The sequence below is a fragment of the Phyllobacterium sp. SYP-B3895 genome (assembly GCF_009647635.1).
In the GTDB taxonomy this organism is placed as follows: Bacteria; Pseudomonadota; Alphaproteobacteria; order Rhizobiales; family Rhizobiaceae; genus Phyllobacterium; species Phyllobacterium pellucidum.
Genome location: NZ_WJIG01000003.1, coordinates 838,517 through 853,471 on the forward strand (window position 1 = coordinate 838,517; position 14,955 = coordinate 853,471).

At 59.9% G+C, this 14,955-nt stretch carries 12 protein-coding genes; 3 read left to right on the forward strand and 9 right to left on the reverse strand.

Annotated features, from left to right (window positions below; genetic code table 11):
• Positions 1 to 8: 8 nt before the first annotated feature.
• The 8 genes from GF108_RS16635 to GF108_RS16670 all read right to left on the reverse strand — a co-directional run bounded on the left by GF108_RS16635 (position 9) and on the right by GF108_RS16670 (position 10,637).
• Positions 9 to 1,367 carry a BatD family protein gene (locus GF108_RS16635; protein ID WP_172982657.1) on the reverse strand — a complete coding sequence of 453 codons (1,359 nt, stop codon included), beginning with the start codon at positions 1,365 to 1,367 and terminating at the stop codon, positions 9 to 11.
• Positions 1,364 to 2,932 carry a VWA domain-containing protein gene (locus tag GF108_RS16640; RefSeq protein ID WP_153669143.1) on the reverse strand — a complete coding sequence of 523 codons (1,569 nt, stop codon included), beginning with the start codon at positions 2,930 to 2,932 and terminating at the stop codon, positions 1,364 to 1,366. Before GF108_RS16640 ends, GF108_RS16635 begins: the two co-directional genes overlap by 4 nt.
• The gene (locus GF108_RS16645; protein ID WP_153669145.1) at positions 2,929 to 3,942 is read right to left on the reverse strand and encodes a VWA domain-containing protein; all 1,014 of its coding nucleotides are present in this window, start codon (positions 3,940 to 3,942) and stop codon (positions 2,929 to 2,931) included. Before GF108_RS16645 ends, GF108_RS16640 begins: the two co-directional genes overlap by 4 nt.
• Positions 3,929 to 4,432, reverse strand: a complete 504-nt coding sequence (locus GF108_RS16650) for a DUF4381 domain-containing protein (protein ID WP_172982658.1) — start codon at positions 4,430 to 4,432, stop codon at positions 3,929 to 3,931. Before GF108_RS16650 ends, GF108_RS16645 begins: the two co-directional genes overlap by 14 nt.
• Positions 4,432 to 5,367: a DUF58 domain-containing protein gene (locus tag GF108_RS16655; RefSeq protein ID WP_370462216.1), complete on the reverse strand. Its 936-nt coding sequence runs from the start codon at positions 5,365 to 5,367 to the stop codon at positions 4,432 to 4,434. The genes GF108_RS16650 and GF108_RS16655 overlap by 1 nt, the downstream gene beginning before the upstream one ends.
• Positions 5,368 to 5,397: 30 nt before the next feature.
• A complete protein-coding gene (locus tag GF108_RS16660) occupies positions 5,398 to 6,372 on the reverse strand; it encodes a MoxR family ATPase (protein ID WP_153669149.1) in 975 nt (324 codons plus the stop codon).
• Entirely contained in the window at positions 6,369 to 8,900 is a 2,532-nt protein-coding gene (locus GF108_RS16665) for a fused MFS/spermidine synthase (protein ID WP_210386090.1), read from the reverse strand. Before GF108_RS16665 ends, GF108_RS16660 begins: the two co-directional genes overlap by 4 nt.
• Before the next feature lie 75 nt (positions 8,901 to 8,975).
• On the reverse strand, positions 8,976 to 10,637 hold the full coding sequence (locus GF108_RS16670) for an arylsulfatase (RefSeq protein WP_153669151.1): 1,662 nt from the start codon (positions 10,635 to 10,637) through the stop codon (positions 8,976 to 8,978).
• Positions 10,638 to 10,950: 313 nt separating this feature from the next.
• On the opposite strand from GF108_RS16670, the gene GF108_RS16675 reads away from it, so the two are divergent.
• Complete coding sequence (locus GF108_RS16675) at positions 10,951 to 11,604, forward strand: hypothetical protein (protein ID WP_153669153.1); 654 nt, start codon at positions 10,951 to 10,953, stop codon at positions 11,602 to 11,604.
• A gap of 6 nt (positions 11,605 to 11,610) precedes the next feature.
• Here GF108_RS16675 and GF108_RS16680 read toward each other — a convergent pair whose 3' ends face one another.
• Complete coding sequence (locus tag GF108_RS16680) at positions 11,611 to 12,381, reverse strand: hypothetical protein (protein WP_370462217.1); 771 nt, start codon at positions 12,379 to 12,381, stop codon at positions 11,611 to 11,613.
• Between the two features lie 396 nt (positions 12,382 to 12,777).
• Here GF108_RS16680 and GF108_RS16685 point away from each other — a divergent pair, with 396 nt between their 5' ends.
• Both GF108_RS16685 and GF108_RS16690 read left to right on the forward strand, forming a co-directional pair.
• On the forward strand, positions 12,778 to 13,005 hold the full coding sequence (locus GF108_RS16685) for a hypothetical protein (RefSeq protein ID WP_228019418.1): 228 nt from the start codon (positions 12,778 to 12,780) through the stop codon (positions 13,003 to 13,005).
• A 149-nt stretch (positions 13,006 to 13,154) separates the two neighbouring features.
• Positions 13,155 to 14,894: a M48 family metallopeptidase gene (locus GF108_RS16690; protein ID WP_153669156.1), complete on the forward strand. Its 1,740-nt coding sequence runs from the start codon at positions 13,155 to 13,157 to the stop codon at positions 14,892 to 14,894.
• The last annotated feature ends 61 nt before the right edge of the window (positions 14,895 to 14,955 follow it).

Here is a 14,955-nt window from a genome sequence, read left to right on the forward strand (position 1 = left end):
CGTTACAGTTACACACTGTTGTTTCTGGCCGGCCGCTGCCAGTTACCGAGCGGCGGATTAAGCGGGGGAAGCGCTCGCGTAACTGTAAAGGATCGCCGGTCGCGGCGGCGATACTTCACACGCCAGGCCAACATGGCGGACGCAAGGATACGCGCACTGCCTTGTGTCGGTGGATGTGGTGGACCGAAGAGATCACGTTCAAATCCTGCCAGAGCATCTTGCATCGACCGGTCATTGCTTGCCTCAGCCCAATCCGTTGCGCTTCGAAATCCCATGGCTTTCGTCCAGAGGTTGAGCGCCGAATAGGCACGCTTCGCGTCGCCCGAGTTGAGCGCTGCCAGGAGTTCACGATAGCGCGTGGGCTCGGATTGGGCCCGGGCCTGCTTGCGCGCATCAACCCAGCGTTCCATGCGGGGCCACAGGCGATGGAGGAGGAAAGCCAGGACAAGCACGGCGAGGATGGTGATGCCAATGCCAAGCATTGAGCGGATGGAAAGGCGGTCTGGTGCTTCCTTCGCCTGGGGAAGATCGGGCGCAATAGCGATGGCCGTCGCTGGCTTTGCCTTGGCGGCGAGGACGAGGGGCTTCAGTTCGGCCCGCTGCGCCTGCATGTTTTCCGTGTCGAACCAGGTGACGGTCAGTGCGGGAAGCGTGAACGTCCCCTCCCTATCCATCACGTAGGTGACGCGCTCGGTGCGGCTGCTACCTCGCTCACGGCCACTGCCATCGACATTGTCCGCCAGTGTCGGGGCCTGGCGATAGAGCTTTACGCCATCCGGCACGTCGAACGATAATTGCGGCAACATCATTGCCCGCGTCCCTGTTGCGAAGAGCGTAACCGTGCGCACAAGCGTGTCGCCGACCTTGAGATTGGCCGGATCACCGTCGAGGGTCTCATTAAGTTCGGCACGCGTGGCGGAAAACGCCGATGCTTCGGCCCCGGGTGGCAGGTCCGCGGCGACAAAGGTGACTGCGGGAAGATTTATTGTTGCCGGGGTGGACTGACCCGGCACCTTGGCGTAGGCGAGCGGTACGCTTGCTGTCGGGAGCGTAAATTCGCCGGCGATCTGCGGAATAATGAAATAGGTGCGGCGAATGCCGGAATACTCTTCGCCGTTGACGGATTTGACCAGGTTCTGGGCCCGCTCGTCGGGAAGCGTGACAATTGCGTTCGGGACGTCGAGCAATGGAAACTGCGGCGGCGATGTGAAAAAGTTCGGAACGTAGACGTCGACATCGATGCTCACCTGCTGGCCGACCACGATCTTGCCCTGTGTCGCCAGCGACGTTTCCGCGAAGGGCTCGGCGGCGTAAACCGGCGATGCAAACAGAAGAGCAAGCGCGACAAGCCAGCCAAAATATCTCATTGCTTGCCTCCTCGCGCCTCGATGGCAAATTTGCGGGCAAGAAGATCGGCCGGACTGACCTCGATATTTTTCATCCATAGATCGGCAGTCTGTTCAGAAACGTTGACCTGCCCCTTTTTGCCCTGCTTGCCCTTGTCGTCGAACTGGACCTGGTCAGGTTTGAGATTGGGGTCCTGCTGCTGTTCCTCTTCTTCCTGCTTTTGCAGCGACACGAGTTTCTCGGCAATGGCGAGATTGGCCCTGGCCTCGGGCCAATCTGTTCGAAGTTGCAGCGCGCGCTTGTAGGCGGCGACCGCCTGATCCAGCCGATTGAGGTGAAGCAAAGCGTTGCCCTGGTTGTACCAGGCTTCTGGCGTATCCCTTGCCGCGAAGGCATCGACCGCTTCGCTGAACTTGCCAGCGCGATAGAGTGCGACGCCGCGCCACTCGTTGTCCCTGAAGGCAGCCGCGGCGGCGGGATAAGCGCCGCGCTCATAGGCGAGACGTCCTTGCTGGTCCGGTGTCAGCCACATATCGGCAAGGCTGAGATCGGCGGCGCGTGAGGTATCGGGGCTGAAAATGAGATGGAAGGCGACAAGCGCGCCGGCCCAACGCACGACCCAGCCCCGCCGGAACGACAGCGCGGCAAGCAGCACGATCGGTATGGTCAACCACCAGCCAAAGTCGCGCCAGCGCGTTTCGGCTTCGGCGGCCTTCTGCGCGAAATGCGTCTTGATCCGCTCCACGACCCAGCGCACGTCGCTGTCGTCGCTCGTAAAAGTGGCAACGCTGATGTTTCCGGCCCCTTGCAACCGTTTCAATTCGTCGACGTCAAGCTTGGCGAAGAGGCGACCTCCGGCAGCATCGCTGGCGAAACCTCCACCGCTGGTTTTGACCGGACCGCCCTCGGCTGTGCCAATCGCAAGGAGCACGACGTTGTTGCTGCCGCCGAACCGGGCCACCTGATCGAAGGAGGCCGCATCGACACCGTCGGTCATGAGAAGAATCGTTCCGGGCGCTTGCGCACTTTCAAGCGTTTTTTCTGCTGCTGCCAATGCGACAGCAGTATTCTTGCCAGCAACGGGCATAATCCGCGTGGCAAGCGAGTCGACATAGGTGCGCACGAGCGCTGCATCGTCGGTTAACGGAAGAACCAGATGCGCCGAGCCCGCATAGGCAATCATGGCGGTTCGCGCTGCGGGCCGCGCGGCGAGAATGTCGTGGACCTTGAGCTTCGCCCGTTCAAGCCGCGATGGTGTGACGTCGATTGCATCCATCGTTTGCGACAGGTCGATGGCGATCACCAGCGGCGCTTCGTCCTGAACGAAAGGCGGGAGTTCGCGTTGCCATGTCGGGCCAGCAAGGGCGAGTGCTGCGAGGGCAATGAGAATTGCCGTCAGGTGATAGGGCCGCAGCCGCCCCTTGGATGGATCGTCGGAGACAAGGTGATCGAGCAATTGCGGCGCAATCATATCGCGCCAGCGCAGCCTCATGTCGGACTGGCGCGATGCCAGCCACAATATTGCGATCGCTGCGAGGATCGCCAGCAGCCACCACGGCCGGAGGAAGTGGAAATCGGCGATCATCGGCTGGCTGCCGGTTCAAGCGCAGCGCCGCTGCGGTTTCGCAGCCTTGCGAACAGGAGCGCAAGGAGATGATAGGCGATAAGGAGCAAAAGCGCGGCACCGAGAGGATAGTGGAACAATTCGATGCGCGGACGCCAGGATAGTGTTTTTTGATTGATGGGCGTGATGCGGTCGAGCGTCGTATAGATGTCCTGAAGCCCGGTCTGGTCCTGGCCGAAGAAATATCGTCCGCCCGTCGTCACTGCGATTTTTTCGAGTGAGGCAGTGTCGAGCTTCTCTTCACCGGTAGCTTGGGGATTGCCGATGCCGATCGTATGGATCGTGATCTTTGCATCCCTGGCTATGTCCGACGCCTTGGCCGGCGGCATCTTGCTTGCCGTATCGTTGCCGTCGGTAAGAACGATAAGGACCTTCTCGGGCGCGCTGGTGTCCTTGAACATCTTGATCGCCAGCCCGATGGCATCGCCGAGTGACGTTCGCGGCCCGGCAATTCCGGGCAGCGCGTCCGCGATCATGGTCTGCACAGTGGCATGATCCATGGTGAAGGGGACGAGCGGGTAGGGTGCGTCGCCAAAGGCGATGAGGCCGATGCGATCGGCGGGGCGCTTCTTGACGAAGTCGCTGACGACGCTGCGAACCGCGTCTATCCGCGAGATGAGGTTGCCGCCGGGATCGCGAAAGTCCTTTGTCTCCATCGACTGTGAAAGATCGATCGCCAACATAAGGTCGCGCTGCGGCTCGGTCTTCTCGATCGGCGGTTCGACATATTGCGGACGGGCGAGAGCGATAAGGACAAGAAGCCAGCAGATCGTTCCCACGATCAACTCCGGCCAGGTTCTGCGCGTGACCAGTGAGCCGGTCGATGGGGCAATTCCCGCAGCCTGCGTGACTTCTTCGAAGAATGGAATGCGTACCGAAGCAGATTGTGAGCGATATGGCGGCAGGAGCCACCAGACGACGACAGGCAATGGCAGCAGCACCAGCAACCACGGAAAATCAAGCTGGTACATGGTGCTTCTCGATCCAGTGGCGTGCGGCTGCGAGCAATTGCTTGGGGTTCCAGGCAGGATCGCTCTCTCGTGCGGGGTGATATTCCAGGTCGTCGAGCATATGGACAAGATCCGCGCCTAGGCTTCGATCCGGCAGGGCATTTTGCAGGAACGCGACCCACGCCCCGCCGCTTTGCGCGGCAACCTCATCGCGCGGCCAGACGGCCAACGCAACGCGCTTGACCAGTATCGGCACCTCCCGGGCGATCGTATCCGCATCACCGTCGCTCTGGAGCCGATCGAGAATTTGCAAAGCTTCGCGCCGGTAACGATTGGCTCGTCGCTTCTTGAACCAATGCCAGCAAACCATTGCCAGTGCTGCAAGAAGGAGGATTGCCACCAAGGCCCATCCCCAGGTCTGCGGGAACAGCGCAACGGGGGCGGGGGTTGCGATATCAGCCAGTGATTTCAAGGCCTGTTCTGTTGCAAGATCGAGCGGCGTATCGGCCATCATCGCCTCCTTTGCCGCCAGGCGGTCTGCGCCAGCAATCGGCGCAATTGCGGCGCCGTCTCAAGCGCGGTCGAAACCGGCAGCATCGGCAAGCCGAGTTCTTGCTGCCAGGCCAACAATTCGCGCCCTCTGCTTCGGGCAAAATCGCCGATCGCGTTGCGTGCCTTCGCCTGCTGGAAAGCGAGTTCTGCTTGCATGGAGCCGCCCCTGATAACCATCTCGCCTTTGGTTAGCAATTCGAGCAGGAACGGGTCGTAGACCAGAATGGCGAGCACGTCATTGCGCACGCTGAGGCGCAAAAGGAGATCGCGCGTTTCCGCCGAATGTCCGTCAAAATCGCTGACGATGATCACAAGGTGATCGTGGTGCGCGACATTCTCCACGGTCCGCAGCACCGTGTCCAGTTGTCCTGTGGCGCGCTCACCGGGGGTGCGCGCATTCAGCGCCTGGTTCATGGCGGCAATGCTGTCGGCCAAGGCGATGACGGATTCGCGACTGCGATGCGGCCGCAACTGCGTGGTGCCGCTATCGTTGAACACCTGCCCGCCGACCCGGTCGCCCGAGCCGAGAATGCGCCATGCGCACAGCATGGCAGCTTCCGCAGCTGTGACCGATTTCATGACGCGGCGGCTACCGAAGAACATATTGGTGCGCTGGTCGACGACGATGAGGGCAGGACGTTCCTTTTCCTCGCCGTAGATGCGCACGAAGGGCTTGCTGGTGCGCGCCGTTACGCGCCAGTCGATGGTACGGATATCGTCGCCCGGAAGATATTCGCGCAGTTCCTCGAAGGTAAGTCCGCGCCCGCGCATCCTCGAACTGTGACGCCCGGTCAGGGGCTGCTGTACCGCGTTCCTCTGGATGAATGTCAGGTCGCGCGCTGTCGATTCGAGTGCGGCGAGCTGTTCGACCGAGACATAAGCGCCGTCGGAGATTTCTTGCGGGGACGGCGGGCGCCATGGCACTCAGGCCACCGCTACGCGTTCGACGATCCGGTCGATGACTTTGTCGGGACCGATATTCGCGGCATGTGCCTCATAGGACAGGATCAGCCGATGCCTGAAAACATCATGGACGATCGCCTTGACATCGTCGGGCGTAACATAGTCGCGGCCCTTCAGCCAAGCATAGGCGCGTGAAACCTTATCGAGGCCAATGACGCCGCGCGGGCTGACACCGACCTGCAGCCATTTGGCGAGATCCGCGTCGATCTTGTCGGGGTAGCGCGTCCCGAAAACGAGTGCCACCATGTAGTCCTCGACCGGCTTGGACACGGTGATGGCCGATATTTCGGCCCGGGCATCGAAGACTGCTTTGGGGTCCAGCTTGTCGTCGGATTTGCCGGGTTTGGACTTGGTTGCAGTCTCCTCGCTGCGAACGAGCCGCATGATCGCCGCCTCCGACTCCTCGTCGGTGTAGCCCACTTCGACATGCATGAGAAAGCGGTCGAGCTGGGCTTCGGGGAGCGGATACGTTCCTTCCTGCTCAATCGGGTTTTGCGTCGCCATCACCATGAAAAGGTCGGGCAGGGGATAGCTTTTGCCCCCGACGGTCACCTGGCGTTCCTCCATCGCTTCAAGCAGCGCCGATTGCACCTTGGCCGGCGCACGGTTCACTTCGTCGGCAAGGATCAGGTTGGCGAAGATCGGGCCCTGCTGGAATTTGAACTCGCCCTTGCCGCCCTCGCTGAAGTAGATTTCGGAACCGGTGATGTCGGCCGGCAGAAGGTCCGGCGTGAACTGCACGCGCGACAGCTCGGCATCGAGATTTTTGGCCAGACTCTTGATTGCCCGGGTCTTCGCAAGGCCCGGCAAGCCTTCCACCAGCAGATGTCCATTGGCGATAAGGCCAAGCAGCAACCGCTCGACCATCGTGTCCTGGCCGATGATCGACTGGCCGATGCGCTTGCCCAATGCGAGAATATCGTCACGTGCGCTCATTGTGTGTTCCCGCCGAAAAACCAGGCATAATAGGCATTGTCCGGTGCATGGTCGCTCACGAATGCAGCGTTGCGCTGCCAGGCGTCCCGATCACCGCGATAGGCGCTTAGGCCGGCATTATAGAACGTGTGAAGAATTTCCCGCTCCTGCTTCGTCGATGTGATGAACGCCGCATCGGCATTGACGAGCGGTGGTTCACTTGCAAGGGCGAGAAGTTTCGGCAGGACTGTCGGAAAGGTGTCGGGTCTCACCCACGCCGCATATTCGATGCGGGGCCTATCGTCGGTCACGGGGGGCGCGTCTCCGGCATAGGTTTCAAGTCCCTTGCGATCCATCACGAATGTGGCCATCAATTCAGGAAGTGAACTGACGCCGACTTCGCGCAAGGCCTGTTTCACGCCGGGTTGTTCGAACCGTGCGCTCATCTGAGCGACATCGAGGTTCATGGGTTCGAGCGAGCCGATGAGGAGCATTTCATGCAGTTCGGTTGTCCATAGGGATGCGTGCGGAAAGACATCGATGAAGCTTCGAACGAGCGAGCGTGTATCCTCATCGTTTTGCGTCGGCAACGGGAGCCATTGCGCGACCATGCCGCCGGGCCGCAGCCGTGATGCGGCAAGCCTGTAGAAATCGGTTGAGTAGAGATTGGCGACCCCTGCCGCCGAGGGCGGCGGCGGTTCGAGTGTTACGAGATCGTAGGACTCTTCGCTTCCAAGCAGTTCGCGCCTGCCGTCCCGCAGCCTGATATCGAGGTCGGGCGATGAGGCAGCATTGAAATTGCCGTTAAACAGGTTCGCTGCCCGCTGCACGCCCGGGAGGAGTTCGGCGGCGACGCGCTGGTTAAGCCCGTCATAAGCAAGGAGCGCACCTGCGGTTATGCCGGTTCCGAGGCCGACAACCATCGCCGCCTGCGGCTGCTTTTGCATGGTTATCAGAGGAAGGAGCGCCTGCAGCCGCATGTAACGCAGGGAGGGCAGGGAGTCTCCGGTATTGGAGACACCCTGAATATAGAGTCGGCGGAACTTGCGGTCACGGCCCTGTTCGACGACCGCGACGGTTGCGCCAAGGCCTTCCTCGTAGAAGACCAGCCTTCCGGCCTGGGCACCCGGCAGCAGACTGGCGAAGCGATCAGAGGGGATGAGGAAGGCCAGGGCCAGCGTCAGGACGCCGACCGATGCGATGGCAATGCGGTGGAGGCGTACGGCCGCGACATTGCGAAACACGGCGATCAGGCCAATGATGGCGGCAGCGACGGCGAGGATGCCGAACGAGCCGACGAAGCCGAAAGTGGGAACGAGCACAAAGCCCGTCAGCGCCGTTCCGATAATGCTGCCGAGCGTGTTCCAGCCGCTGACGAGCCCGACGCCGCTGCCGGTGCGGCCATCTTCAACCACCAGCTTGAGCGCAAAGGGAAAGGCGGCGCCAAGCAGAAGCGTCGTTGGAAGCACGATGAGGATCGCGGCGACCGCAAAGCGTGCCGACATTCCCGCAAGCTGGTTTCCTGTCAGCTGCAGCAGCCAGTACTCGGCCATGGACTGCAGCATGATGATCCAGTTGCTGAGGAACGCGATGCCGCAAAGGCCGATGAGGCCCGCGCCGGCGATCAGCAGGCCGAAAATGCTCCAGTGGTCGCGAACGCGGTCGACCCATCTGGAGGCCAGTGCGGAGCCTGCGGCCAAACCAACGAGGTAGGTAGCGAGCACAATGGCGAAAGCAAATGTGCGTGTGCTCATGAACTGGACGATGGACTGGGTCCAGATGACCTCGTAGCCCAGTGCGATGCCGCCCGCGACGGAATAGAGAAACAGGGCAAGTCGGACATTCCGGGAATTCACATTGGCAGGCGAGATGGTTTGCGCTTGCGCAGGCGAAGCAAGGACGAGCGCAAGGGCAGCTGCAAGAAGGCTCAGCGCTGCCGCAGCATCGGCGGTGCCGGAGACACCAAGATAGGGGATGAGGAGAAATGCAGCGGCGAGGGTCCCGGCAATGGCGCCTGCCGTATTTGCCGCATAGAGGCTGCCGCCCTTGAGGCCGATATCGCGGTTCGACGTCGCTACCGAACGCACCAGCGCGGGAAGCGTGCCGCCCATGAGGACGGCGGGAACACCGACAAGAGCGAAAACGATCAACCAGGCGACGGGCGCAGCAGAATTTTCGATAATTGCAAAGGACGGCGCGAAATGTGCGAGCGCGACGGTAACTGCAATGCCGCAAAGGGCGACACCCGCCTCGAGCAGCGCATAAAACCGAAAGGGATAATTGCTGCGATCGATTGCAGGCCCGAGCAACAGATTACCGAGCGCCAGCCCTGCCATGAACGCTGCAACGCCAGCCGTGACGGCATAGACGTCGACGCCAACGATCAGCGAGAGTTGCCGTACCCAGACGACCTGAAAGACCAGAGCTGAAAACCCCGAGGCGAAAAGCAGAAGGGCAGGCAGCGCCGTAAGGGTCAATCGTTGGGGCATGGAAACTTCAAACTGTTCGGCACCGGCAGGCTGGTTGGAAAGTTGCGTATCAACGCTCATCTGATGCGCTCCGCAATGGATTATTCGGCTGGCGCATCGTGTGGGCGCCAGCCGGCTGTCGAAGTCAAACGGGCGTTATTGCGCCTTGTTCTGCTTTGCCAGTTCCTCGTCGATCTTCTTGTGAACGGCTTCCTCCACCTGATCGACACTGAAGCTTGCCGGCTTCTGGCTCGGCGGATAATCGACGAAGGTTTGCAGGAACTCCGAAGCTTTCAACGTGGCAATACCCGTCAGATACGCGTTCTTCACGAGCCAGTCATTGTACTGGTCCGAAGTGATGTCGGCGCGCTCATAGGGGTCCATGCGCAGGTTGAAGATCTTGGGAAGACGCAGGCAGGTAAAGGGCTCCTGCCAGATGTTGAGGTTGCCTGGCGCGCGCTGCTCGCAGAACACCGCTTTCCAGTTGTCCCAACGCATGGCGACAAGTTTACCGTCGTCGTCGAAATAGTAGAACTCGTTGCGCGCACTCTTCGGCTGCTGACCTTCGAGATAAGGCAGCTGATTATAGCCGTCGAGATGCACCTTGAAGTTCTTGCCGCCGATATCGGCGCCCTTCAACAACCGGTCCTTGATATCCGTGTCGCCGGCAGCGGCGAGCAGGGTCGGGAACCAGTCGAGGCCCGAGAACATGTCGTTGCTCACGGTATCGGGTTTGATCTTGCCTGGCCAACGGATCATCGCCGGGACGCGGAACGCGCCTTCCCAGTTGGAATCCTTTTCGCTGCGGAACGGCGTCATCGCCGCATCCGGCCATGAGAACATGTTGGGGCCGTTGTCGGTGGTGTAGACGACGATCGTGTTGTTGGCGATGCCTTCGTCGTCGAGCGTCTTCAGAAGCTTGCCGACGTCCTGATCGTGTTCCCACATGCCGTCGGCATATTCATTGCCAGGCATGCCGCTCTTGCCGCGATACTCTTCCCGCACATGGGTAAATACGTGCATGCGGGTCGTGTTCATCCAGACGAAGAAAGGCTTGTCGCTCTTGCTGTGCTGCTTGATGTAATCGATCGCCGCACCCGTGGTCTCGTCGTCGATCGTTTCCATCCGCTTCGTCGTCAGCGGACCGGAATCCTCGATCTTGCCATCGGCCGTTGCCTTGATCACGCCGCGCGGTGAGAAATTCTTGACAAAAGGATCATTGGGGTCCTTCGGCCAATAGGGTCGTTCCGGCTCTTCCTCCGCATTGAGGTGATAGAGATTGCCGAAGAACTCGTCAAAACCGTGCTTTACGGGCAGATATTCATCCTTGTCGCCAAGGTGGTTCTTGCCAAATTGGGCGGTGTTGTAGCCAAGCGGCTTAAGAGCCTGGGCGATCGTGATGTCGCGATCCTGGAGCCCGACCGGCGCTCCGGGCGCGCCCACCTTGGAAAGACCGGTGCGCAACGGCGTCTGGCCGGTGATAAACGAAGAGCGACCGGCGGTACAACTGTTCTCGGCATAGTAATCCGTGAACATCATGCCTTCCTTGGCGATGCGGTCGATATTCGGTGTCTGGTAACCGACGAGGCCGCGGGTATAGGCGCTGATGTTCGTCTGGCCGATATCGTCGCCGAAAATGACGAGGATGTTGGGTTTGGGAGCGTCCTGCGCCTGCGCGGCCTGAACTCCGGGCCATTGCGCAAAAGCAATCCCTGTCGCTATGGCGGCGCCGGCGAGAAGCGAGGTCTTCGCCTTGGCTCCGCTCGGAACGCAAGCTTGCCAAAGCCTGCTTAAATCAATCTTCCATTCAACTGACATCAGGATCCTCCTGGAGACTGGGGGCATATTTCGTGCTGAAGCATTGTACTCTCGTGTCTGGGCGGAGGCATTATCAGGCCTCTGCAACCGATGCGCGTGTTTCTGCCCTGGATTGGGCTTTGGACAACCTGCATGCTTTCGGGCTTCCGAAGGAAGTACGTAACTGTAACGCAATCCTTGATTTTACCGGGAACGGGACGAAATTTTATCCGCCTCTCGCAGAGCGTTCTGTAACAGTTAAGTACTTTGTCTTCGGATGAGATGCGCTCATGATGTCTGCACGCTAGACGTGAAAACGCAGCAGGAGACGTGAATGAAGGCGGTCACCGTGAAGACGCTATGTGCAATGATCATCGCCACCGGTCCATGGATATGGGCTGCGCAGGCGAGGGCTGACGACGTACGGCTTTCGGGCTTTCCATCGCTGATCCTGTCGGGTGGCACAGCTAAATCAACGTCCTATCAAATGCCCAAGCCCTTCAACAATATGCTCAAGGCGGACATGCTCGACATTTCGTTCGGAGCAACCACGCTCGATGCAATCCAGAAGGCGTTTGGCGGCGAGATCAGGACGCGCGGTTCGGGCGCCAATGGTGTCAGTTGGCTCTGCTATCAGGTTGCGCTCGATGGCCACGCGTCGAATCTCTGGTTCATTTCCAATGGTGAAGCAGCGGGTTCGAAACGGCTCCTGACAATGGTATCGGCCGAGGAGAGCGAGACTGCGCGGTCAGGCTGCTCGCAAGGTCCTGAAACCTTGACGGCGTGGATGCTTCCTGTGCCGGGCTTGAAGGATGGCGAGACGGATCTGCAAAAGGCTTTCGGCATGAGCATTCATGACGGGATTATCCGTTACTCGAATGAACAGGGCCCAAACAGCAATGGCGTGACGACCCTGCAAGCCCTCGTCTATCGGCTCGACGAAGGCAAGATCGACGGCATGTCGTTCAGTCAGGTTACGGCCAAATGATCTCGCCTATTTGCCCAGCGCAAACTGAAAGTTGACACCGACAAATACCTGCCACTCGGGATTGCCGCGGCCGTGATCGAAGACGGTGTATTGCGGCTCGACGAAGGCGTTCATCGTCACCTTGTCGTTGACCTGAAACACCTTGCCGACGCCAAAACCGACCGGAACCGAGTAGTTTCCGCTCTCCAGGTCGAAGTTCCAGATGGCGGATGACCTGAGGTAGAAACCCTTGCTCAAGTTGAAATTGACGATGGGCTGGAACGTTGCGAGTGAAACATCATCCCGGTCGCTTTCGCCGGCAAATGACGTCTGGTAGGTGACGAGACCGCCGAGCAGGCCCCAGCTTTGCGGGGCGACCACAACGCCGGCGGCGCCCGCCTGCCATTTGCCGGCGCCAAGGGCATCGTCCGTCGCAGTCGGGAGGACGACGAGCGGGCCGGCGCCGAATGAAATCTCCTTGCCGGGCACCAGGAAAATGTCCATCAGCGTCAGATCGCCCAGGCCCGTCGTATATCCTGTCGGAAATTCCGGTGCGGTCGCGACCGGAAGCGTGAAACGGATCAGTTGCGGTGCACCGAAAAGGTCCGAAGGCACGAGACCGCGCAGCAGGAACTGGTTTGCGTAGCGGTCGCCCGGCAGTCCGGTCAGTTCGGGAACATAGTAGTCATGAAAATTCAGCGTGATCTTGGGCGTCAGCGGGTTGTTTGCAGCATTTACGTCTGCGTGTTCCTGCGACGATGCGGCTTGCGCACTTAACGAAATCGCACCGATGGCCATAATCAATACATCTAACGAATAACTTAAATATCTCATGGTCTTCATCCTTTAATTGAAAGCCAAGGTGAGCCAGATTCCATCCTGCATGACAAGTTCGTAACTGTAACGTTTACGGCCTCCCGCCCATGCCAGGGTAGAACGACCAAAAAGGGGGCAATCCAAATTCATCCAAGGCAAAACATTTCGTTTTTTGGGCTCGCGGATTTGCGGCAACGGACCCCTGTTAACCGTTACGTACTCCCATAAGGCGAGACATCATCCTATGATCAATGACCGAGCGGGGCCTGGGGATATAATTGCTGATTGCGGCCCGACCGGAGCTCGACGGAACAACGAGCAGGGGATGCAATTGAAGCGATGTCGACCGCGTCTGCCCAAAGGGGACTGTGGAAATTGATGCTCAGGCTGCCTGCGATGCGTGGGCAGCTGCAGGTCCTCAGTGCGCGGAATACGACATTGCAAAGCTTGTGCGATGCCTTCGACGAGGCCAGCTCCACGCTTGATCGCTTGCGCCGCAACGGCTCGAAAGATCTCAAGCTGATTGCTGAATATGAAATGCTCTGCGCTGACATCGAGAGTGAAGTCATCGACATCTGCATCGCCACGCGCGGCAGAAGCTACTGAGGTAGAGCGTCCCCACTATCGACCGCTGATCTCCTCAACCTGGTCTTGCGTCAGGACAATTCCATCGCAACCTGGGGGATTTCCCGTATGGCGTTGCGTAGCGTTCCGTTCAATTCTACTATCCAGTGAAACTGGGGTGGGGCGCAAACATGGAAGTTGACTTCAATGTCGACATGCCAGACTCGGAGAGGATTTCCGAAGAAGAGGCGCGGGCGGAGCTCGACAGGCTCCTTTCGGACTCACAATTCCATTCGACAGAACGTAACCGGAATTTCCTCAGGTTCGTCGCCCAGGAGATGTTCGAGGGCCGGGCAGCCTCGGTAAAAGCCTATACGATTGCCGTCGACGTCTTTGGCCGGCCCTCGAGTTTCGACCCGACGACCGATCCCATCGTCCGCATCGAAGCAACCCGGCTTCGGGCCTCCCTGGCGCAATATTATGAGAGCCGGGCCGAGGAAGGCAGCGTACGCATCGAACTGCCGCGCGGCCGCTACATACCCGTATTCACCAAGGCGCCGCCGCAAGCGGAGGTCGTGGAAGAATGCGAGGAGGCGGAAGAACAGCCCGTCTTGCCCCCGGCGCAGCCTTCGCGCAGCTTCATGACCAAGCGGCATCTTGCCGTTGCAGCAGGCGTCGTGTGTATCACAGCGATTTCTCTCGTGGCAGTTGCGGCCAACCGCCGTGTTTTTTCTGAAAAGCCGGTCGTTGCTGTCGAGATGAAGCTGGCAGGCGATGGCACCGATGCGGAAGCCGGCCTCATCCGCGACTATCTGATGACGGCGCTTTCGCAATTTCAGACTTTGACGCTGGCGGCGGCAGAAATGCCATCGCCGGTAAGGGCGACGCTTCCAGCGCTTAGCTGGTTCCGAAGCGCCCGGCGCGCTGCCAATCCCTACCATGTCGTCCTCAAGTACCACCCGGACATAAATGGCCGCGCGGTTTGGTGGCAGGTCGTCGATCCGGTGAGCGGCGAAGCCCTGCGGTCGGGGGTGGAGCGTGCTACCCCGGACGACCGGCCGGACACGGAGGTTCGCCGCGAGCTTGTAACCGATCTCGCCACCCGCTTCGCCGGCCCGCAAGGCGTCATCAACAATATCGAGTATACGCGAGAACTCGCAGCCCCCAGTCTCGGCAATGGCTGTATCCTCAGAACCGGGGTGGCGCTCGAGCGGCAAGATGCTGCTGAGCTCGACGCTGTTCGCGACTGTCTCGCCGCCACTTTGCAAGCCATGCCGAACAATCCCGATGCCAACGCCGCCATGGCGGTCACCATGATCGAGTCCGCGGCGCCGGAAGTCGTCAACGGCACTGCAGCGCAGGCGCTGCTTCTGGCCAATAAGGCCGTTGCATTGGCGCCGATGTCGGACCGCGCCGGCTATGCGCAAATGCTGGCGCTCTATCATAACGGACAGAGTGAAGCGGCCTTCGTTGCGGGCTATCGGGCGATGGCGCTCAATCCCAACAATAGCTTCATTCCAGCCAAGCTTGGCGCGATGTTCTTCGCCAATGGCAATTGGACCGAGGGCGCAAACCTCGCCTCCAGGGCAGAACAGATCAACGGCACGCAGGATGATGCCGAGTTGATCCTTGCGCTTGACGCCTATCGAAAGGGCGATTTCACCAAGGCGGTGCTCAAGGTTCAGCAGATGGGTCATTCGGGGAACTATCTGGCCGATGTGCTTGAACTTGCAGCCTTCGGCCAATTGGGTGATGCCTCGGGTGTCCGGGAAACCATGGACCGTCTGACCCGCTACCACGACCGCTTCTGGACGACGTTCCGCGCCGACATGATTGCGCGCCGCTATGCTCCGGCCATGATCGATGGGCTCGAGGCCGGGCTGGTCAAGGCCGGTCTTCCGTTGGCCCAGCCGCTTCCCGCAACCAATTAACAGTTACGTACTTGCAGGGAGTGGTGGTGTCGGTGAAATCTCACCAGCACACTGCCGTTGC